The sequence below is a fragment of the Streptomyces sp. NPDC013187 genome, from assembly GCF_042899705.1.
In the GTDB taxonomy this organism is placed as follows: domain Bacteria; phylum Actinomycetota; class Actinomycetes; order Streptomycetales; family Streptomycetaceae; genus Streptomyces; species Streptomyces hawaiiensis_A.
This window is the reverse complement of the sequence record NZ_JBIBAF010000019.1, coordinates 130,181-149,277: the sequence shown is the minus strand read 5'-3', so window position 1 is coordinate 149,277 and position 19,097 is coordinate 130,181. Positions and strand designations below refer to the sequence as shown.

Below are 19,097 nucleotides of genomic sequence, written 5' to 3'. Positions count from 1 at the left end.
TGCTTTGGGGCGAGTGATCATGGCCCCGTAAGCTTCCGGCGAGTCGGGCAGTCTGTGGACCTGCCCGTTAAAGCACGACGTTGGGGCCATGATCTTCGAGGCTCGCCCCAAAGTGGCTGCCTAAAGCCGTGGAGCCGACCGCCCCAGCCATGGAGGGTGTCTCCCACTTCTTGCCCGCAGCCGCCGAGCGCGCCGCCGGGCGCGGCCAGCCGGGGCGCAGACGGCAGGCCGCGCCGCAGAGGCGGCGCGCGCCCGCGCCGTGCGCGGGCACTTGATGAAGTAGGGAAACTCTTACCGCACAGCGGTCAGCCCTGCGCGATCATGCAGCTCGGCTCTCCGGCCTCTGGCCATGCTCCAAGTAAGTACGCCACCAAGGCCGCCGAGAACACCGGAACCCTCGACCGCCGCATCGGCGAACTCTCCGAACTCGACCGCCACCAGGTCCCCGACCACACCCGCCGCCTCATCGAGGCCTGCAAGGTGCTCGACCCGCTCTACCCCGACCGGCGCCTGTGGGCCTGGGCTCACATGCTCGGCTTCCGCGGCCACTTCTCCTCCAAGTCGCGCCGCTACTCCACCACCCTCGGCGCCCTCCGCCAGGCCCGCGCCGACTACCGCGCCGCCCAGGAACACGCCGCCCTCGGCCTGGACGACGTCGAGCCCGACACCGTCCTGGTCCTGGCCGACTGGCAATACGCCGGACACGGCCACACCCCCGGCGAATCAGCCCTGGCGGCCACCATCGCCCGCGACCTCCAGCTCAACCGCGAAACCGCCCGCGAAGCCCTACGCGACCAACTCGCCCTGGAAGGAGCCGCAGTATGACCACTGCCACCCCTGAACTGCTGACGGTGTCGGACGTCATGACACGGCTCAAGGTCGGACGCTCCAAGGTCTACGACCTGATCCGTACTCACCGGCTGGCCTCCATCAAGATTGACGGAGCTCGCCGGATACCCGCCGACGCGGTACGCGACTTCATCCAGCACCAGCTGGAGGAGGCTGCCTGATGACCAAGCGACGCAGCCGCGGCGATGGTGGGCTCCACTGGGACGAGAAGAGACAGCGTTGGATCGCCACGGCGAACCTCGGCTTCGATCCGAGCGGCAAGCGGATCGTGAAGCGGGGGAGTGGCAGGACCAAGACAGAGGCGAAGAACAAGCTCAAGGAGGTACTGCGGGACCACGAAGACGGTCTTGCGATCGCGCCCACGGGCTACACCGTCGCCGATGCCGTGAACGACTGGCTTGCCTTCGGCCTGGCGGGTCGTGACCCGGGCACCGTCGAGACCTGCACCATCCTGAGCCAGAACCACGTGATCCCCGCTCTGGGCGCCCGGAAGCTCCGCGACCTCAGCGCGGAGGACGTCGACCGCTGGCTGGCCACCAAGGCCAAGACTCTCAGCACCCGCACGCTGCAGTCCGTCCACTCCTGCCTGAACCGCTCGGTCAAGCGGGCCATGGCGCGGGACAAGGTGAAGCGCAACGTCGTCGAGCTGTGCTCCGTGCCCCAGGGCCAGGCTGGGCGACCGTCCAAGGCGCTCACCTTGGCCCAGGCCGAGGCGGTACTCAAGGCGGCCGAGGGAACCTCGATGCACGCGTACATCGTCGTCGCCCTGCTGACCGGTGCCCGCACTGAGGAGCTGCGGGCGCTGACCTGGGACCACGTCTTCCTCAAGGGCAGGCCGGACGCCGATCCGCCCCAACCTCCGCATATCGCGGTGTGGCGCTCGGTCCGGCGCGGCGGGGACACCAAGACCCGGAAGTCCCGGCGAACGCTCGCTGTGCCGGCGCGTTGCGTCGAGGTCCTGTGGCAGCAGTTCGAGGACCAGGGTTGGGAGCGGCTCGCCGCTGGCGACAGCTGGGAGGAACACGGGCTGGTCTTCTCCTCGGCCGTCGGCAAGCCGCTCGACGCGACCAATGTCCGGCGGGCCTTCCGCCAGGCGCTCAAGGACGCCGAGGGGATCAACGCCGACGAGTGGACGCCGAGGGAGCTCCGCCACAGCTTCGTGTCTTTGCTGTCCGACCGAGGTGTTCCGCTGGAGGAGATCTCCCGGCTCGTCGGTCACTCCGGCACGGCCGTGACCGAGGAGGTGTATCGGAAGCAGATCCGGCCCGTGATCCAGACCGGTGCGGTGGTCATGGACGGCATCTTCAAGAGGGATTCAGAACGGTAGTCACGCAGATAGACACGCAGCAACGCCAGAGGGCCCTTACCGACTCGGTAAGGGCCCTCTGACCTGCTACTTAGCTGTCGGGGTGGCGGGATTTGAACCCACGACCTCTTCGTCCCGAACGAAGCGCGCTGCCAAGCTGCGCTACACCCCGATGTCGCTGCTGTCGCGGCGACGACGTTTACTTTAGCCCACCGGTGGCTAGAGACGAAATCCGGTTTTGCCGCGGTGGCGGATGGGGTTCGGGCGGGCGTGGTCGAGGGCCACGAGGAGGACGGCCAGGGCGTAGAAGGAGAGGCCCAGGAGGAGCGCGTTGCCGAGGACCCGCTTGAAGCCGTCCTGGCCGACGTCCAGGAACGGGTAGAGGTAGCGGTCGGGCGTGCCCGGGAGGAGCAGCTCGCCCCGGGTGAGGCAGAAGGCCAGGTAGGCCATCGGGTAGAGGAGCCAGGTGCTGGCCTGGCGGAGGTGCAGGCGGCCGGGGGACGTGAGCAGGAGCCAGTCCAGTACCGCCGCGATCGGGGTCACCGTGTGCAGGACCCCGTGGGAGAGGGCCTGCCAGCCCGTCGGCGTGGCTGCCTCGCCCGTGAGGGAGAACGGGCTCGCCTCGTTCGCCAGGAGCAGGTGGTGCACCAGGGCGGCGATCACGACGTAGAGCAGCGTCGCGCCCAGGACGGCACCCGGCAGGGGGCGGCTCGCCGTCCAGGCGCGGCGGGCCGAGAGGGTCATGACCAGGGCGAGCAGCAGGTTGCTCTGGATCACGAAGTAGCTCAGGACCCGGGACGGGTCGCCGAGGAGCAGTTCCAGTGCCACGCCCCCGGTCGCCACGAGGGCGACCGACAGGCGGAACGCCGCGGCGGCAGGGCGGCGGACCGGGGTGACGACGGCCGTGGCGGGCACGGGAGCGGGCTTCAGCGCCGGCGGGGACGGGATCGCTGGGAGGTCCGGGATGTCCCGGGGTATCGGGGCGGTCATGCCCCCACGCTGGCAGAAGCGGACATAGGGGGCGATACGGGCGGGGCTGTGTGGGTTACCCCACCCGGGCCGGGCTCCGTCCTGGCGGGTCAACCACCCGGGCCGGCCCCGTCCTGGCGGGTCAACCACCCGCGCCGGGCCCCGTCCCGGCGGGTTACACACCCGGGCAGGGCCCGTCCCGTTGCCTCCCCTGCCTCCTCTTCCTCCCCTACCTACCCACAGCCTCGCGCCCGACCAGCGTCAGCAGCGTCGCCTCCGGCGGGCACGCGAACCGTACCGGTGTGTAGCGGTTCGTGCCGCAGCCCGCCGACACGTGCAGGTACGACGTACGGCCGTCCGTCGTGTGCGTGGACAGGCCCTTCACCCGCTCCGTGTCCAGGTCGCAGTTGGTGACCAGGGCGCCGTAGAAAGGGATGCACAGCTGGCCGCCGTGGGTGTGGCCGGCCAGGATCAGGGGGTAGGCGTCGGCCGTGAAGGCGTCCAGCGTGCGCAGGTAGGGGGCGTGTACGACACCCATCGAGAAGTCCGCCGACTCGGACGGGCCGCCCGCCACCTGCGCGTAGCGGTCCCTCTTGATGTGCGGGTCGTCCAGGCCCGTGAGCTCCACCGAACCGCCCTCGAGCTTGAGCTCGCCGCGCGTGTTGGTCAGGTTGAGCCAGCCCGCCGCGTCGAACCCGTCCCGCAGGTCCTCCCACGGGTTGTGCACCACGCCCTCGGCCGGCGCGTTGCCGTTGAGCCCGTGGCGGCCCTGGGCCTTCTCGAGCAGGTAGCGGGCGGGGTTGCGCAGCTTGGGGCCGTAGTAGTCGTTGGAGCCGAAGACGTACGCGCCCGGGAACTCCATCAGGGGGCCGAGCGCGTCCAGGACCTCCGGGACGCCCTCCGGGTCGGACAGGTTGTCGCCCGTGTTGATCACGAAGTCGGGGCGCAGGCCCGCCAGGGACCGCAGCCAGCGCTGCTTCTTGCGCTGGCCGCCGACCATGTGGATGTCGGAGACCTGGAGCACCCGCAGGGGACGCATTCCCGGCGGCAGGACCGGGACGGTGACCCGGCGGAGGCGGAAGGAGCGGGCCTCGAAGCCCGCCGCGTACACCAGACCGGCGGCGCCAGCCGCCGCGATTCCCAGGGGGACTCCGTATCGCGCGCGCATACGACCATCGTGTCAGACCCCGGCCGTGGTCCGTGCCGGGCGGTGCCCGAAATCCCCTGATCGCACCGGCCCTTCGGCCACGGCCGTATAAATCGAGGGGCGCCGTTCCTTCCGGACCTGCGACAATCGACCCCATGACCACGCTCAAGTCGAAGCTGCAGGATGACCTCAACGTTGCGATCAAGGAGCGCGACGAGCTGCGCTCCTCGACGCTCCGGCTGACGCTCGCCGCGATCACCAAGGAGGAGGTCGCGGGCAAGGAGAAGCGCGAGCTCTCCGACGACGAGGTCCAGAAGGTGATCACCCGGGAGGCGAAGAAGCGGCGTGAGGCGGCCGACGCCTTCGCCCAGGGCGGTCGTGCCGAGCAGGCCGAGCGGGAGAAGGCGGAGGGCGAGGTCCTCGCCACGTACCTGCCCCAGCAGCTGTCGGATGAGCAGCTCCAGCAGATCGTCGCGCAGGCGGTCGAGGAGGCGAAGGCGGCCGGTGCCGAGGGGCCGCGGGCCATGGGCGCGGTCATGAAGATCGTGAACCCGAAGGTGGCCGGGCAGGCCGAGGGCGGTCGCGTCGCCGCCGCCGTGAAGAAGCTGCTGGCCGGCTGACCTGGTGGTCGGCCCGCAGGTGCTGCCGACCGGCTGACCGTTCGACCGTACGACGACGGGCCCCGAGGACGGCGGCCCCGGATGACGGCGGGCACCGACGACGACAGCCGCGTATGACGACGGACCCCGACCGGGCCCCGAGGACGGCGGCCCCGGACGACGACGGGCACCGACGACGACAGCCCCGTATGACGACGGACCCCGACCGGGCCCCGAGGACGGCGGCCCCGGACGACGACGGGCACCGACGACAACAGCCCCGTATGACGACGGACTCCGACGCCGACAGCCCCGGACGACGGCGGGCACCGACGACGACGGCCCCTTCCCACCCGCGCGGGTAGGAAGGGGCCGTCTCCGTTCCGTCACACGGCCTGCTCAGCCGAACCGGCCGCCGTTGCCGTTGCCGCCGCCATTGCTCTGCCCCCGGAAGAAGCCCTCCGGGATGGAGAACGATGGCGTCGGGAAGGGCTCGCCGCCGCCTCCGCCGCTGTTGTTGCCGCCGACCAGACCGCCGATGAAGCCGTCGTTGCCGCCATTGCCGCCGTCGTCACGGCCGCCACCGTCCCCGTCCCCGTCCCCGTCACCGCGGTCCCGCGGCTTGCTGTCGGGGATGTGCACGGTGTTGAAGTTCTCGACGGGCTTGCCCTCCAGCGCGCCGGACATCATGTCGCCCCAGATCGGGCCGGGGACCTCGCCACCGAAGACCTTGCCGTACGACCGGCCGCCGATGGTGATGCCGACCATCTTGCGCTTGTGCGCGGGGTCGCCGACCCAGACCGCGCCGGCCATGTTCGGCGTGTAGCCCACGAACCAGGCCGCGTAGCGCTCGTCGGTCGTACCGGTCTTACCGGCACTGGGGCGGCTGCCGAGGCCGGCCTTCTTGCCCGTGCCGTCCTCGACGACGCCCTTCAGCAGGGTGTTTATGGTGTCGGCGGTGTTCTCCGACATCGCGCGCGAGCAGGTCGACTTCGGGACCTCGAGCGACGTGGTCTTGTCACCGACCCGCCGGCTGACCGACTCGATGGCGACCGGCGTGCAGTACATGCCCCGCGAGGCGAAGGTCGCGTACGCGTTCGCCATGGTCAGCGGCGACATCTCCTGGGTGCCGAGGGCGATGGAGGGCACCTGAGGCATCTTGTCGCCGTCGGCCCGTACGACGCCCATCTTCTTCGCCATCGTCGTCACCGGGCAGATGCCGATGTCGCTGATCATCTGCACGTAGTAGGTGTTGACCGACTTGGCGGTCGCCTCCCGCATGTCGTACGGGCCGACCTCGGAGGAGTTCTCGTTCTCCAGCTTCGCCGGGTTGGCGGGGTCGTTCACCCACCGCTTGCCGTCACAGGCGGACACCGGGCTCGGGTACGCCATCTGGTACGGCGACGAGTACACCTTGTTCGCCGGCATGCCGTCCTCGAGGGCCGCGGCGGCCACGATCGGCTTGAACGTCGAACCGGGCTGGTAGCCCATGCCGCCGCCCATCGACTGGTCGACGGACAGGTTGATCTGCGTCTCGTTCTTCTTGAAGCCGTACGGACGCGACTGGCCCATGGCGAGGATCTTGCCGGAGCCCGGCTGGACGAGGGAGACGGCCGTGGCGACCTCGTCGCTCTTGTAGACGTGCTCCTTGATGGACCGCTGCGCGGCCTTCTGCGCCTGAGGGTCCAGCGTCGTGCGGATGGTGAGGCCGCCCTGGTTCCAGATCTTCGCGCGCTGCTTCTTGGTCTTGCCGAAGACCGGGTCGGTCAGGAAGACCTCGCGCACGTAGTCGCAGAAGAAACCCGCGCCCTTGACCGACGTGATGCAGCCGTTCTTGGGCTCGCTGACCTTCAGGCCGAGCGGTGCCTTCATCGCGTCGGCGGCCTGCGCCCTGGAGATGTCGCCGACGGCCGCCATGCGCTGCAGCACGGTGTTGCGGCGCTTGGTGGCCTCCGTCTCGTCGTTGACCGGGTCGTACCGGCTGGGCGACTGGACGATGCCGGCGAGCAGGGCCGACTGCGCCAGGCTGAGGTCCTTGGCGGACTCGGAGAAGTAGCGCTGGGCGGCGGCCTCGACGCCGTAGGCCTGCTGGCCGAAGAACGTGATGTTCAGGTAGTTCTCGAGGATCTTCTTCTTGCCCAGCTCCTCCTCGACCTGGATCGCGTACTTGAGCTCGCGGATCTTGCGGCCGATGGTCTGCTGGGTGGCTTGCGCGACCTTGGTCGGGTCGTTGCCCGCCTCCTCGACGAAGACGTTCTTCACATACTGCTGCGTCAGGGTGGAGGCGCCCTCGGAGACCCCGCCGGTCTGCGCGTTCTTGTTGAGGGCGCGCAGGACGCCCTTCAGGTCGACCGCGCCGTGCTGGTAGAAGCGCGAGTCCTCGATCGCGACGATCGCCTTCTGCATGTACGGCGAGATGTCCTTGAGGGGGACCACCGTGCGGTCGCGCGAGTAGACCGTGGCGATCTGGCCGCCTTCGGCGTCGAGGATCGTGGTGCGCTGACTCAGCGGCGGGGTCTTCATGGTGGCCGGGAGCTCGTCGAAGCTCTCGACCGACCCCTTGGCCGCCAGGCCCAGCGCGCCCACGGCGGGCAGTGCGATGCCGGCCAGCACGGCTCCCGCGAGGACACTGACACCGAGGAACTTGGCGGCCTGCTGCGTGGGAGACAGACCACCGCCCGAGCGCTTCTTTGGCATGGGGGCAGCCTACGTTCTCATTCGCCGGACAGGCGTATAGGCCTTGGCCTAAGCTGCTCTCAACTGTCACAGCAGTGAGGCCACGTATCAATACGTCCGGCGACCCCGAATCGTTCTGGGTGTTCCCCAACTTTTTTGTTGGGGTCGTGTCCGAATCCGCCTTGTGTGTCATACGGCGTCCGTTGTGACGCAACTGAACTGTCCTGGTTTGCCGGGAAAGTTACGTATGTCGCCAGCTCACTCCCCCGGGTGATCTGCCGCTTACCCATAGTCCGTTCGGGCCATTCAAGATTGGGCCCGCTGGGGGTGTTGCGCTGTGCCCACCTTCCGTAACGTCCTCAACTGGCGGCGGTGAATATGCCGCTGCCGCCGTGGGGGAGCCTCGATTCGGGAGAGGACGGCGCCGGTATGGGCTGGGTAGTCGACTGGAGTGCGCAGGCGGCCTGCCGCACTACCGATCCGGATGAACTGTTCGTTCAAGGAGCAGCGCAGAACAGGGCCAAGGCGGTGTGCACCGGGTGCCCGGTGCGCACGGAGTGCCTGGCCGACGCGCTCGACAACCGCGTCGAGTTCGGTGTGTGGGGAGGCATGACGGAGCGGGAGCGCCGCGCACTGCTGCGCAGGCGTCCCACGGTGACCTCCTGGCGCCGGCTGCTGGAGACGGCGCGCACGGAGTACGAGCGGGGGTGCGGTGTGCTGCCCCTCGACGACGACGAGATCTACGAGAACTACGCGGCGGTGAGCTGAGGAGTCCTCCCTCGGGAACTCCCCAGGTCCAGGTCCGAGGGCCCTTTCCGGGCCCCTCGTCATCACCTGCGAGTTCCTGGCCATGACTCAGGCGCCCCGCGCCCTCGCCGGGTTGCCCTCAGGCAGTCGCCTCAGGCAGTCGCCTCAGGCAGTCGCCTCGGGCGGTTCCGGCAGGTCGGCGGGGTCGGGCAGCTCGCGCTCGTCGGCCGCGAGCCGGTCGCCGATGGTGCGCAGTCCCGCGAGGTCGTGCACGTCGCCGGGCAGTGCGGCCACTTCCGTCACGGCGACCTCGGGGTGGAGCGCGGTGAAGCGGTCACGTGTGCGCTGCTCACGGGAGAGCAGCTGCATGCGATCGGCGTGCAGCCTCAGCAGGCCTGCCGTGAGCTCATCGACGGACCGCTCGGGGTCCTCTGTGTGCTCCGCGTCCCCGGTGTGCTCGATGTCCTCGGCGTTATCGGTGGGGGAGCCACCTTCGGGAGCCGATGCCCGAGCTGGTGTTCCGGGCGTGGGAGAGTCTGAACTGTCCTGTGCGTCGGGGGAGTTACGAAGTACTGCTTTCCCGCCCTCCTGATCCACAATGCGGGGCTCTTCAAGATTTTCCGCGGCGGCGAGCGCCCGCTCGGCCGACAGCCCGTCGGCGCCGCTGCCGTGCACGCGGTTGAGCACCAGACCGGCCAGCGGCATGTCCTCCGCGGCCAGCCGCTCCACGAAGTAGGCGGCCTCGCGCAGCGCGTCCCGCTCCGGGGCCGCGACCACGAGGAACGCCGTCCCCCGTGCCTGGAGCAGCTTGTACGTCGCGTCCGCGCGGGTGCGGAAGCCGCCGAAGGTGGTGTCCATCGCGGACACGAACGTCTGGACGTCCTTGAGGAGCTGACCGCCGAGCAGCTTGCCGAGGGTGCCGGTCATCATCGACATCCCGACGTTCAGGAACTTCATCCCGGCGCGGCCGCCCAGCTTCGCGGGCGCGGTCAGCAGCCGGATCAGCCGGCCGTCCAGGAACGAGCCGAGCCGCTTGGGCGCGTCCAGGAAGTCCAGCGCCGAACGGGACGGCGGCGTGTCGACGACGATCAGGTCCCATTCGTCCCGGGCGCGCAGCTGCCCGAGCTTCTCCATCGCCATGTACTCCTGCGTGCCCGCGAAGCCCGCCGAGAGCGACTGGTAGAACGGGTTGCCCAGGATGGCGGCCGCCCGCTCGGGGTCCGCGTGCGCCTCGACGATCTCGTCGAAGGTGCGCTTCATGTCGAGCATCATCGCGTGCAGCTCGCCGCCCGCCGTGTCGTCGATGCCCTTCACCCGGCGCGGGGTGTTGTCCAGGGAGTCGATGCCCATGGACTGGGCCAGCCTGCGGGCCGGGTCGATGGTCAGGACGACCACCTTGCGGCCCCGCTCGGCCGCGCGCAGGCCCAGGGCCGCCGCGGTCGTCGTCTTGCCGACCCCGCCCGAGCCGCAGCACACCACGATCCGGGTCTTCGGGTCCTCCAGCAGCGGATCGACGTCGAGCAGGCGCGCGGGGGCGAGGTGAGGGCGGGCCGGATCGTGGGTGTGGGCCGGGTCCGGACGACTCATGACATCCCCTGCTTCCGACTCTCGACGGGCCTTGCCTGTCTGTCCTGACTCGTGAGGCGCGCTGCTCGCGTGCCCTGTCCGCGCCGGCTCATGACACGTCCTGCTCACGGGCTCGTCCGTCCCGGCTCATGACACGCCCTGCTCGCGCAGCTCGCGGGCCAGCTCGTACAGCCCCGCCAGGTCCATGCCCTCGGCGAACAGCGGCAGTTCGTGCAGCGGCAGGCCCAGCTCGGCCAGGACCGCGCGCTGCTCGTGCTCCAGCGTGTACCGCTCGGCGTACTCCTCGGCCTGCGCGAGCAGCGGGTCCACCAGCCGCTCGGCGTGCCCCCCGCGCCGCGCCCCGCCGAGCCCCGCGGACGACAGGCACCGCGCGACAGTGGAACGCGGGGCCGTCCGCAGGAGTTCCAGGTCGGTCTCGTCCAGCACCTCCGGCCGGACCATGTTCACGATGATCCGGCCCACCGGCAGCCGGGCCGAACGCAGCTCGGCGATGCCGTCCACGGTCTCCTGGACGGGCATCTCCTCCAGCAGCGTCACCAGGTGCACGGCCGTCTCGGGTGACTTCAGCACCCGCATCACGGCCTGCGCCTGATTGTGTATCGGGCCGATCTTGGCGAGGCCCGCGACCTCGTCGTTCACGTTCAGGAAGCGCGTGATCCGGCCGGTCGGCGGGGCGTCCATGACGACGTAGTCGTAGACGAACCGCCCGCTGCGCTCCTTGCGGCGCACCGCCTCGCACGCCTTGCCGGTAAGGAGGACGTCCCTGAGGCCGGGCGCGATGGTGGTGGCGAAGTCGATCGCGCCGAGCTTCTTCAGGGCCCGTCCGGCGCTGCCCAGCTTGTAGAACATCTGGAGGTAGTCCAGAAGGGCCAGTTCGGGGTCGATGGCGAGGGCGTACACCTCCCCGCCCCCGGGTGCTACCGCGATCTTCCGTTCCTCGTAAGGCAGCGCTTCCGTTTCGAAGAGCTGCGCGATGCCCTGACGGCCCTCGACCTCGACGAGAAGCGTCCGCTTCCCCTCCGTGGCGAGAGCCAGTGCTAGTGCGGCGGCCACCGTGGTCTTACCGGTACCGCCCTTGCCGCTGACGACCTGGAGCCTGCTCACGTATTCGAGCCTAACCAGTCCGCGCCCGGGCTACGCGGGAGGCTGTGGACAACCGGTGCGGTGGTGGGCCGCATGACCCCTGCCCGCCAGGGGCTAGAGTCGGCCGCATGACCAAGTGGGAATACTCGACTGTGCCGCTGCTCGTCCACGCCACGAAGCAGATTCTGGACACCTGGGGCGAGGACGGCTGGGAGCTCGTCCAGGTCGTGCCCGGGCCGAACAACCCCGAGCAGCTCGTCGCCTACCTGAAGCGGGAGAAGCAGTAGTGGGTGCCGTCGAGGCGAAGCTGGCCGAGCTCGGCCTGAGCCTGCCCGACGTGGTCCCGCCGCTCGCCGCCTACCAGCCGGCTGTGCAGTCCGGGCCGTACGTCTACACCGCCGGGCAGCTCCCGATGGTGGAGGGCAAGCTGCCGGTCACCGGCAAGGTCGGTGCGGAGGTCACCGCGGAGGAGGCCAAGGAGCTGGCGCGCACGTGCGCTCTGAACGCCCTGGCCGCAGTGAAGTCCGTCGCCGGTGACCTGGACCGCATCGCGCGCGTGGTGAAGGTCGTCGGTTTCGTGGCCTCGGCCTCGGACTTCACGGGCCAGCCCGCGGTGCTGAACGGCGCGAGCGAGCTGCTCGGCGAGGTCCTCGGCGACAAGGGCGTGCACGCGCGCAGCGCCGTGGGTGTCGCGGTGCTGCCGCTGGACGCGCCGGTCGAGGTCGAGATCCAGGTGGAACTCGCGTAACACCGCTCGGGGCCCTGCAGCGGGTCCCAGCTGCGGAATCCGTCCCCGGGGGCCACTCGAACATCCGCCCGTCACGGGATAGCCTCGCGCCCATGGCGAACGGTCAGTGGTACCCCCCGGAGTGGCCGGACCGCATCCGCGCACTCGCGGCCGGCACCCTCACGCCGGTGGCCCCCAAGCGCGCGGCCACCGTCATGCTCCTGAAGGACACCGGCGGCGGCACGGCCGTCCACATGCTGCGCAGACGCGCCTCCATGGCCTTCGCCGGAGGCGCGTACGCGTATCCGGGCGGCGGTGTCGACCCGCGCGACGACGACCACCAGGTCCGCTGGGCGGGCCCCACGCGCGCGTGGTGGGCCCAGCGGCTCGGAGTCGACGAGACGGCGGCCCAGGCGATCGTCTGTGCGGCCGTACGGGAGACGTACGAGGAGGCGGGCGTCCTGCTCGCCGGACCGGCCCACGACTCGGTCGTCGGCGACACCACGGGCGCCGACTGGGAGGCCGACCGGGCCGCCCTGGTCGCCCGGGACCTGTCCTTCGCGGAGTTCCTGGACCGCCGCGGCCTGGTCCTGCGCTCCGACCTGCTGGGCGCCTGGACCCGCTGGATCACCCCGGAGTTCGAGGCCCGCCGCTACGACACCTGGTTCTTCGTGGCCGCCCTTCCCGAGGGGCAGCGCACCCGCAACGCCTCCACGGAGGCCGACCGCACCGTGTGGATCGCCCCGCGCGAGGCGGCGGCCCGGTACGACGAGGGCGAGCTGCTGATGATGCCGCCGACGATCGCGACCCTGCGCCAGCTGACGGCGTACGAGACGGCCGCCGGGGCACTCGACGCAGCCCAGGGGCGTGACCTCACGCCGGTCCTGGCCACCGCCCGCCTGGTGGACGGGGAGATCGTGCTCTCCTGGCCGGGCCACGACGAGTTCACCAAACACATCCCGACCGGTGGAGCCACCGCATGACGGACGCAAGCGCCCTTCCCGGCCGGCCTCGCGGCGGGGTCCTCTCGGGGCCCGCCACCGCGCGGGCCGTCAACGTCCTGGCCCCCAACGCGTCGGCCATGACCCTGGACGGCACCAACACCTGGATCGTCTCCGAGCCGGATTCGGATCTGGCCGTGGTGGTCGACCCGGGGCCGCTGGACGACGGTCACCTGCGCCGGGTCGTCGCCACGGCCGAGCAGGCCGGCAAGCGCGTCGCCCTCACCCTGCTGACCCACGGCCACCCCGACCACGCGGAGGGCGCCGCCCGGTTCGCCGAACTGACCGGCACGCACGTGCGTGCCCTCGACCCGGCCCTGCGCCTGGGCGACGAGGGCCTGGCCGCCGGAGACGTGATCACCACCGGCGGTCTTGAACTGCGCGTGGTACCGACCCCCGGCCACACCGCGGACTCCCTGTCCTTCCACCTCCCGGCCGACCGGGCGGTCCTCACCGGTGACACGGTCCTCGGCCGGGGCACGACGGTCGTGGCCCACCCCGACGGCCGGCTCGGCGACTACCTGGATTCCCTGCGCCGTCTGCGCTCCCTGTCGGTCGACGACGGCGTCCACACGGTCCTGCCGGGCCACGGCCCGGTCCTGGAGGACGCCCAGGGCGTCGTCGAGTACTACCTCGCCCACCGCGCCAACCGCCTCGCCCAGGTCGAGACGGCCGTGGAGGACGGCTACCGCACCCCCGCTCAGGTCGTCGCCCACGTGTACGCCGACGTGGACCGCTCCCTGTGGCCGGCGGCGGAACTGTCGGTGCGGGCGCAGATGGACTATCTGGAAGAACACGGGCTCATCTAGGGGCCCTCAGGGACGCGGTGCTTTGACGCCGTGCACGCGCGCGTACTCCCCGGCGAGCCACGGCCCCAGATCGCCGACGTACGCCGCGAGCACGGCGGCGTCTCCGGCCGGCTCCCGCCCCAGGGCGGCCGCGGCCCGCATCTGCTCGCCACGCTCGGGGTAGTACCCCGCGAAGGCCTCGGCCATCTCGTGCAGGTCGCTGGTCCAGCCGTTCCAGCGGGGCATGACGAGCGTGAAGCCGGTACGGACCAGATGCCGGGACATGAAGCGGACCAGGGGCCTCCGGGCCTCCTCCGTGTCGTCCGCCTCGGCGATCCGCCGGCGCCAGCGGGGGAGGAGCAGGGCCAGGTCGCCGTTGGTCTCCCGGGCCAGCAGCGAGTCGGGGCGGTAGCGCGGCAGGCACGTGGCCAGGTCCTCGCCCAGCAGCGGGGTGCACAGGCAGGCGACGAACCAGCCCAGGTCGTGCCTCTCCAGGTCGCTCAGCAGCCGCGCCCGGCTGAACAGCAGAGTGCCGTGCCCGTCGATCTGCTCGAACTCCGCGTCCAGTGCCGCGCCCAGCGCCCGGGCCTCGTCCCGGTCCGTCGCGGTCGGTTCCTCGTGCAGGGCGAGCAGCAGGTCCAGGTCGCTGCGGCCCACGCGCGCGGTGCCGCGCGGTATCGAACCGTAGAGGTACGCGCTGTGCAGCCGGTGCCCGAACAGGTCGGCCAGCCGGTCGCGTGTCGCGGTGACGACCGGACGGAAAGCCGGGGGCACGCGCGCGAGGGAGCCCTCCCGGGTGAGGAAGCCCCGCGCGTCGAGTCCGGGTCGGTGGGCAGCGCTGCCGGTCATGCGCTCACCGTGCCGCGAGCGGAGCCCTCGTAGGGGGCGCTTTCCGCTTCCTTGACGACTTGCTGGACGACGTCGGGCCCCGTCTCGTGAGGAGACGGGGCCCGATGACGTACGGCGGGGTGCGCGTCAGCGTGAGCGCTTGGCGAGGCGCTCCACGTCCAGGAGGATCACCGCGCGGGCCTCCAGGCGGAGCCAGCCGCGCTGGGCGAAGTCCGCGAGGGCCTTGTTGACCGTCTCACGGGACGCGCCGACCAGCTGGGCCAGCTCCTCCTGCGTGAGGTCGTGCACGACGTGGATGCCCTCCTCGGACTGCACGCCGAACCGGCGCGACAGGTCGAGCAGTGCGCGGGCGACGCGGCCCGGGACGTCCGAGAAGACGAGGTCGGACATCGCGTCGTTGGTCTTGCGCAGCCGGCGTGCGACGGCGCGCAGGAGCGCCGTGGCCACCTCCGGGCGGGCGTTCAGCCAGGGCTGGAGGTCGCCGTGGCCGAGGCCGAGCAGCTTGACCTCGGTCAGTGCCGTGGCCGTCGCGGTGCGCGGGCCCGGGTCGAACAGCGAGAGCTCACCGATGAGCTCACCGGGGCCGACCACGGCCAGCATGTTCTCGCGGCCGTCGGGGGACGTGCGGTGGAGCTTCACCTTCCCCTCCGTGACCACGTACAGGCGGTCACCGGGGTCGCCCTCATGGAACAGCGAGTCACCGCGGGCGAGGGTCACCTCACTCATGGAGGCGCGGAGCTCCGCGGCCTGCTCGTCATCGAGCGCCGCGAAGAGCGGATTGCGCCGCAGAACGTCGTCCACGAGTTCTCTCCTTGTCGACCTGCTCAGGGGATCTTGCTCCCCCGTGTACCGAGGGACCGTGGTGCCCATTTTGTCGGGCGGTCCAAACAGTGTGATCTGTCACAAGGATGCCGCACACGTGTCCCGGGGTACGCGGCAGGGGTCCAATTGGGCGCCGATCTTCAGGGGCCGGGGCGGATGTCGGTGCCGGGCCTTAGGCTGGCCGGGTGTCCAAATCGCCGGTGAGAGCACAGGCCGAGGGGGCTGCGCGGGTGGTTGTACGTCGCGATTCCGCTGTGGGCGAACAGAGCCCCGATGGCGGTAGGAAAACGGCGAAACAGAACAAGACGGAACCGGCGAGGAAGACGGCGTCCGCGGAGAAGGCCGCCCCTGCACAAGGGGCCGCCCCTGCAAAACGGGCCGCCTCTGCGCAACGGGCCGCCGCTGGCAAGAAGGTGGGGTCCACCAAGAAGGCTGCCTCCAAGAGCGCTGCCGTGAAGAAGGCGCCCGCGGCCAAGAAGGTCGTGGTCGCACCCAAGAAGGCCACGGCCCGTCTCAAGGGCACCGCCCCCGCCAAGACCGTCGTCCACCCGCCGGGCGACGAATCGCGTACCGCCCTGGTCCGCCGGGCCCGCCGTATCAACCGCGAGCTCGCCGAGGTCTTTCCGTACGCGCACCCCGAGCTGGACTTCGCGAACCCCTTCCAACTGGTCGTCGCCACGGTCCTGTCCGCCCAGACGACCGACCTGCGCGTCAACCAGACGACACCCTCCCTCTTCGCCGCGTACCCGACCCCGGAGGACCTGGCCGCCGCCAACCCCGAGGAGGTGGAGGAGATCCTCCGCCCGTGCGGCTTCTTCCGGGCCAAGACGAAGTCCGTCATAGGGCTGTCCAAGGCCCTGGTGGAGGACTTCGGGGGCGAGGTGCCCGGCCGGCTCGAAGACCTGGTCAAGCTGCCCGGCGTCGGCCGCAAGACCGCGTTCGTCGTGCTCGGCAACGCCTTCGGCCGCCCCGGGATCACCGTGGACACGCACTTCCAGCGCCTGGTGCGCCGCTGGCAGTGGACCGGCGAGACCGACCCGGACAAGATCGAGGCCGCCGTCGGCGCGCTCTTCCCGAAGAGCGACTGGACGGATCTCTCGCACCACGTCATCTGGCACGGCCGCCGTATCTGTCACGCCCGCAAGCCCGCGTGCGGCGCCTGCCCGATCGCTCCGCTCTGCCCGGCGTACGGCGAGGGCGAGACCGACCCGGAGAAGGCGAAGAAGCTCCTCAAGTACGAGAAGGGCGGCTTCCCCGGCCAGCGTCTGAATCCCCCGCAGGCCTATCTGGACGCGGGCGGTAAACCGGCGCCGCCGCTGGGGGCCGGATGAGCCGCCCGAACCGGCGGAGGGGCCCGATGCGTGACCCGAGCGGCCCGACGCGTGACCCGAGCGGGCCGGCGTATGACCCGAGCGGGCCGGTGTACGACCCGAGCGGGCCGGTGTACGACCCGAGCGGGCCGGTGTACGACCCGAGCGGCCCGGTGTACGGCCCGATGGACTCGGCGTGCGGCCCGAGTGGTTCGGCGTGCGGCCCGGCGGGCGACCGGAGGGACTCGGTGGGCGGTCTCAGGGGTTCCGCGCACCACCCGATGGACCCGATGCGCCGTGCCGAGAGCCCGGCGCGCCGCCCGTTCAGGGGATCCCGGGGGTTCGCGGAACGATCTCAGGGCCGTCGTGCGTTGGACGCGGCAGGACGACGGGGGTGGCGATGACGCGCGCGAGCGACACACAGGGTGGCCCGGTGACGCTGAGCAAGGACGGCCTGCCCGGCTGGCTGGACCCCGTGGTGCACGCCGTGGAGACGGTCCGGCCGAGGCAGCTGAGCCGATTCCTGCCACCGGAGGACGGGGCGGGACGGCAGTCCGCCGTGCTGGTCCTCTTCGGTGAGGGCGTGCACGGCCCGGAGCTGCTGCTCATGGAGCGTGCGAGTTCCCTGCGCTCGCACGCCGGGCAGCCCTCCTTCCCGGGCGGCGCCCTCGACCCCGAGGACGGCGACCCCAGCGGCGACGGCCCGCTGCGGGCCGCCCTGCGCGAGGCCGAGGAGGAGACCGGCCTCGACCCCTCCGGCGTCCAGCTCTTCGGCGTCCTGCCGCGGCTCTACATCCCGGTCAGCGGTTTCGTCGTCACGCCCGTGCTGGGCTGGTGGCGCGAGCCGAGCCCGGTCGGAGTCGTCGATCCGAACGAGACCGCCAGGGTCTTCACCGTCCCCGTGGCGGATCTCACGGATCCGGCCAACCGGGCGACCACCGTCCACCCCAGCGGCCACCGAGGTCCGGCATTTCTGGTCGAATCAGCCCTTGTCTGGGGTTTCACGGCCGGAATCATCGACCGCCTGCTGCACTTCGCGGGCTGGGAGCGGCCCTGGGACCGTGAGAAGCAGGTCCCCCTCGACTGGCGCGCATGACAGGGTGGCCTCCGTGAACGTGCTGGACATCTTGTTGCTGGTCGCCGCCGTGTGGTTCGCGGTCGTGGGGTACCGCCAGGGCTTCGTCGTCGGCATCCTGTCGGTGATCGGCTTCCTGGGTGGCGGCCTCGTCGCGGTCTACGTGCTGCCCGTCATCTGGGACGCGCTGACGGACAACGCGGAGGTGAGCACGACCGCCGCCGTCGTCGCGGTCGTCGTCGTCATCGTCTGCGCCTCCGTCGGCCAGGCCCTCACCACCCACCTCGGCAACAAGCTGCGCCGGCACATCACCTGGTCCCCGGCCCGGGCCCTCGACGCCACCGGCGGCGCCCTGGTCAACGTCGTGGCGATGCTCCTGGTCGCCTGGCTGATCGGCTCGGCCCTCGCGGGCACGACCCTGCCGACCGTCGGCAAGGAGGTCCGCAACTCCAAGGTCCTGCTGGGCGTCTCGCAGGCCCTGCCGGACCAGGCGGCCACCTGGTTCGCGGACTTCTCCTCCGTCCTCGCGCAGAACGGCTTCCCGCAGGTCTTCAGTCCGTTCTCGAACGAGCCGATCACCGACGTCCAGCCGCCCGACCCGGCCCTCGCGAACAGCCCCGTGGCCAATCGCGCCCAGCGCTCCATCGTCAAGGTCATGGGCACGGCACCGAGTTGCGGCAAGGTCCTGGAGGGCACCGGCTTCGTCTTCTCCGACCGCCGGGTGATGACCAACGCGCACGTGGTGGGCGGAGTCGACGAGCCGACCGTGCAGATAGGCGGCGAGGGCAGGAAGTACGACGCCAAGGTCGTGCTCTACGACTGGCGGCGGGACATCGCCGTCCTCGACGTGCCGGACCTGAAGGCGCCCGTGCTGCGGTTCACCGAGAAGGACGCGAGCAGCGGCGAGGGCGCGATCGTCGCGGGCTTCCCGGAGAACGGGGCCTACGACGTGCGCGCCGCCCGTGTGCGCGGCCGCATCACGGCCAACGGGCCGGACATCTACCACCGCGGCACGGTCCGCCGCGACGTCTACTCCCTCTACGCGACCGTCCGCCAGGGCAACTCGGGCGGACCCCTGCTCACACCCGACGGCAAGGTCTACGGCGTCGTCTTCGCCAAGTCGCTGGACGACGCCGAGACCGGGTACGCGCTGACCGTGGACGAGATCCAGGAGGACATCACCAGGGGGCGCACCGCCAATCGGCAGGTGGGCAGCGACAGCTGCGCCCTCTAGCAGCGGCAGCCCCGGAGCGGCAGGTGTCGGGGTGTCACTCGCGCGAGTGACGCCTCAGTCGCGGGTATGGCGAAGACGTACGGAGACCCAGCGGGCGCGGCGGCGGAGGATGCGCGGGATCCCCACCCTGGGATCCGCGGTCACCATCTGCGGTGCGCCGCTTCGCTGGTGGGGGTTCGTACCGCTCGCCGAGCGGCGATTGCGGGTTGCGTCACTGTAGTCGTGCGTCCAGCCCATACCCCGACGTGTGCCCCCGCCCCATGGTCGATAACCGCTCCCGGGGCGTCCAATTGGCCTATGCGCCGGGCAATTGGCCGTTGGTAGGACA

At 70.8% G+C, this 19,097-nt stretch carries 19 protein-coding genes, 1 tRNA gene and 1 pseudogene; 12 read left to right on the top strand and 9 right to left on the bottom strand.

All coding sequences use genetic code 11. From position 1 onward, the window contains the following. Nucleotides 1-357: 357 nt before the first annotated feature. The 3 genes and pseudogenes from repSA to xerC all read left to right on the top strand — a co-directional run. Nucleotides 358-825, top strand: a pseudogene (repSA, locus tag ACFY5B_RS33710) (replication initiator protein RepSA); the annotation flags it as partial. Further along, nucleotides 822-1,010, top strand: coding sequence for a helix-turn-helix domain-containing protein (locus tag ACFY5B_RS33705; protein WP_366708916.1), 189 nt, complete (start codon nucleotides 822-824; stop codon nucleotides 1,008-1,010). The pseudogene repSA and the gene ACFY5B_RS33705, both read left to right, overlap by 4 nt. Beyond that, the gene (gene xerC, locus ACFY5B_RS33700; protein ID WP_389977079.1) at nucleotides 1,010-2,176 is read left to right on the top strand and encodes a tyrosine recombinase XerC; all 1,167 of its coding nucleotides are present in this window, start codon (nucleotides 1,010-1,012) and stop codon (nucleotides 2,174-2,176) included. Before ACFY5B_RS33705 ends, xerC begins: the two co-directional genes overlap by 1 nt. 77 nt (nucleotides 2,177-2,253) lie before the next feature. On the opposite strand, the gene ACFY5B_RS33695 is transcribed toward xerC, so the two are convergent. The 3 genes from ACFY5B_RS33695 to ACFY5B_RS33685 all read right to left on the bottom strand — a co-directional run bounded on the left by ACFY5B_RS33695 (nucleotide 2,254) and on the right by ACFY5B_RS33685 (nucleotide 4,292). After that, a tRNA-Pro gene (locus ACFY5B_RS33695) sits at nucleotides 2,254-2,327 on the bottom strand. A gap of 47 nt (nucleotides 2,328-2,374) precedes the next feature. Continuing rightward, nucleotides 2,375-3,145 carry a Pr6Pr family membrane protein gene (locus tag ACFY5B_RS33690; RefSeq protein WP_389977076.1) on the bottom strand — a complete coding sequence of 257 codons (771 nt, stop codon included), beginning with the start codon at nucleotides 3,143-3,145 and terminating at the stop codon, nucleotides 2,375-2,377. A gap of 208 nt (nucleotides 3,146-3,353) precedes the next feature. Then, nucleotides 3,354-4,292 carry a metallophosphoesterase gene (locus tag ACFY5B_RS33685; protein ID WP_389977074.1) on the bottom strand — a complete coding sequence of 313 codons (939 nt, stop codon included), beginning with the start codon at nucleotides 4,290-4,292 and terminating at the stop codon, nucleotides 3,354-3,356. Between the two features lie 134 nt (nucleotides 4,293-4,426). On the opposite strand from ACFY5B_RS33685, the gene ACFY5B_RS33680 reads away from it, so the two are divergent. After that, complete coding sequence (locus ACFY5B_RS33680; RefSeq protein ID WP_053669666.1) at nucleotides 4,427-4,891, top strand: GatB/YqeY domain-containing protein; 465 nt, start codon at nucleotides 4,427-4,429, stop codon at nucleotides 4,889-4,891. Between the two features lie 378 nt (nucleotides 4,892-5,269). On the opposite strand, the gene ACFY5B_RS33675 is transcribed toward ACFY5B_RS33680, so the two are convergent. Then, nucleotides 5,270-7,567 (bottom strand): transglycosylase domain-containing protein, encoded by a 2,298-nt coding sequence (locus tag ACFY5B_RS33675; RefSeq protein ID WP_389977071.1) that lies wholly within the window; start codon nucleotides 7,565-7,567, stop codon nucleotides 5,270-5,272. Nucleotides 7,568-7,975: 408 nt separating this feature from the next. Here ACFY5B_RS33675 and wblA point away from each other — a divergent pair, with 408 nt between their 5' ends. After that, on the top strand, nucleotides 7,976-8,314 hold the full coding sequence (wblA, locus tag ACFY5B_RS33670) for a transcriptional regulator WblA (protein ID WP_030846174.1): 339 nt from the start codon (nucleotides 7,976-7,978) through the stop codon (nucleotides 8,312-8,314). Nucleotides 8,315-8,458: 144 nt separating this feature from the next. Here the strand turns inward: wblA and ACFY5B_RS33665 are convergent, their stop codons facing one another. Further along, on the bottom strand, nucleotides 8,459-9,880 hold the full coding sequence (locus ACFY5B_RS33665) for an ArsA family ATPase (protein ID WP_389977068.1): 1,422 nt from the start codon (nucleotides 9,878-9,880) through the stop codon (nucleotides 8,459-8,461). Nucleotides 9,881-10,006: 126 nt separating this feature from the next. Continuing rightward, the gene (locus tag ACFY5B_RS33660; RefSeq protein ID WP_389977065.1) at nucleotides 10,007-10,984 is read right to left on the bottom strand and encodes an ArsA family ATPase; all 978 of its coding nucleotides are present in this window, start codon (nucleotides 10,982-10,984) and stop codon (nucleotides 10,007-10,009) included. A gap of 107 nt (nucleotides 10,985-11,091) precedes the next feature. Here ACFY5B_RS33660 and ACFY5B_RS33655 point away from each other — a divergent pair, with 107 nt between their 5' ends. From ACFY5B_RS33655 to ACFY5B_RS33640, 4 genes are all read left to right on the top strand, one after another. Then, complete coding sequence (locus ACFY5B_RS33655; RefSeq protein ID WP_097218487.1) at nucleotides 11,092-11,250, top strand: DUF4177 domain-containing protein; 159 nt, start codon at nucleotides 11,092-11,094, stop codon at nucleotides 11,248-11,250. Continuing rightward, nucleotides 11,250-11,711 carry a RidA family protein gene (locus ACFY5B_RS33650; protein WP_053669671.1) on the top strand — a complete coding sequence of 154 codons (462 nt, stop codon included), beginning with the start codon at nucleotides 11,250-11,252 and terminating at the stop codon, nucleotides 11,709-11,711. The genes ACFY5B_RS33655 and ACFY5B_RS33650 overlap by 1 nt, the downstream gene beginning before the upstream one ends. Before the next feature lie 92 nt (nucleotides 11,712-11,803). After that, entirely contained in the window at nucleotides 11,804-12,673 is an 870-nt protein-coding gene (locus ACFY5B_RS33645; RefSeq protein ID WP_389977061.1) for an NUDIX hydrolase, read from the top strand. Next, nucleotides 12,670-13,500: an MBL fold metallo-hydrolase gene (locus ACFY5B_RS33640; protein ID WP_389977058.1), complete on the top strand. Its 831-nt coding sequence runs from the start codon at nucleotides 12,670-12,672 to the stop codon at nucleotides 13,498-13,500. The genes ACFY5B_RS33645 and ACFY5B_RS33640 overlap by 4 nt, the downstream gene beginning before the upstream one ends. A 6-nt stretch (nucleotides 13,501-13,506) precedes the next feature. On the opposite strand, the gene ACFY5B_RS33635 is transcribed toward ACFY5B_RS33640, so the two are convergent. Beyond that, a complete protein-coding gene (locus ACFY5B_RS33635; RefSeq protein ID WP_389977056.1) occupies nucleotides 13,507-14,328 on the bottom strand; it encodes a nucleotidyltransferase in 822 nt (273 codons plus the stop codon). Nucleotides 14,329-14,454: 126 nt separating this feature from the next. Continuing rightward, complete coding sequence (locus ACFY5B_RS33630; RefSeq protein ID WP_010031945.1) at nucleotides 14,455-15,129, bottom strand: Crp/Fnr family transcriptional regulator; 675 nt, start codon at nucleotides 15,127-15,129, stop codon at nucleotides 14,455-14,457. A 434-nt stretch (nucleotides 15,130-15,563) separates the two neighbouring features. Between ACFY5B_RS33630 and nth the strand changes: the two genes are divergently transcribed. From nth to ACFY5B_RS33615, 3 genes are all read left to right on the top strand, one after another. Next, nucleotides 15,564-16,481, top strand: a complete 918-nt coding sequence (gene nth, locus ACFY5B_RS33625; protein WP_389977053.1) for an endonuclease III — start codon at nucleotides 15,564-15,566, stop codon at nucleotides 16,479-16,481. 379 nt (nucleotides 16,482-16,860) lie between these two features. Then, nucleotides 16,861-17,556 (top strand): NUDIX hydrolase, encoded by a 696-nt coding sequence (locus ACFY5B_RS33620; RefSeq protein ID WP_389977050.1) that lies wholly within the window; start codon nucleotides 16,861-16,863, stop codon nucleotides 17,554-17,556. A gap of 13 nt (nucleotides 17,557-17,569) precedes the next feature. After that, nucleotides 17,570-18,769, top strand: coding sequence for a MarP family serine protease (locus ACFY5B_RS33615; RefSeq protein WP_389977047.1), 1,200 nt, complete (start codon nucleotides 17,570-17,572; stop codon nucleotides 18,767-18,769). A 54-nt stretch (nucleotides 18,770-18,823) separates the two neighbouring features. Here the strand turns inward: ACFY5B_RS33615 and ACFY5B_RS33610 are convergent, their stop codons facing one another. Then, entirely contained in the window at nucleotides 18,824-19,006 is a 183-nt protein-coding gene (locus ACFY5B_RS33610) for a hypothetical protein (RefSeq protein WP_079129072.1), read from the bottom strand. Nucleotides 19,007-19,097 lie beyond the last annotated feature (91 nt).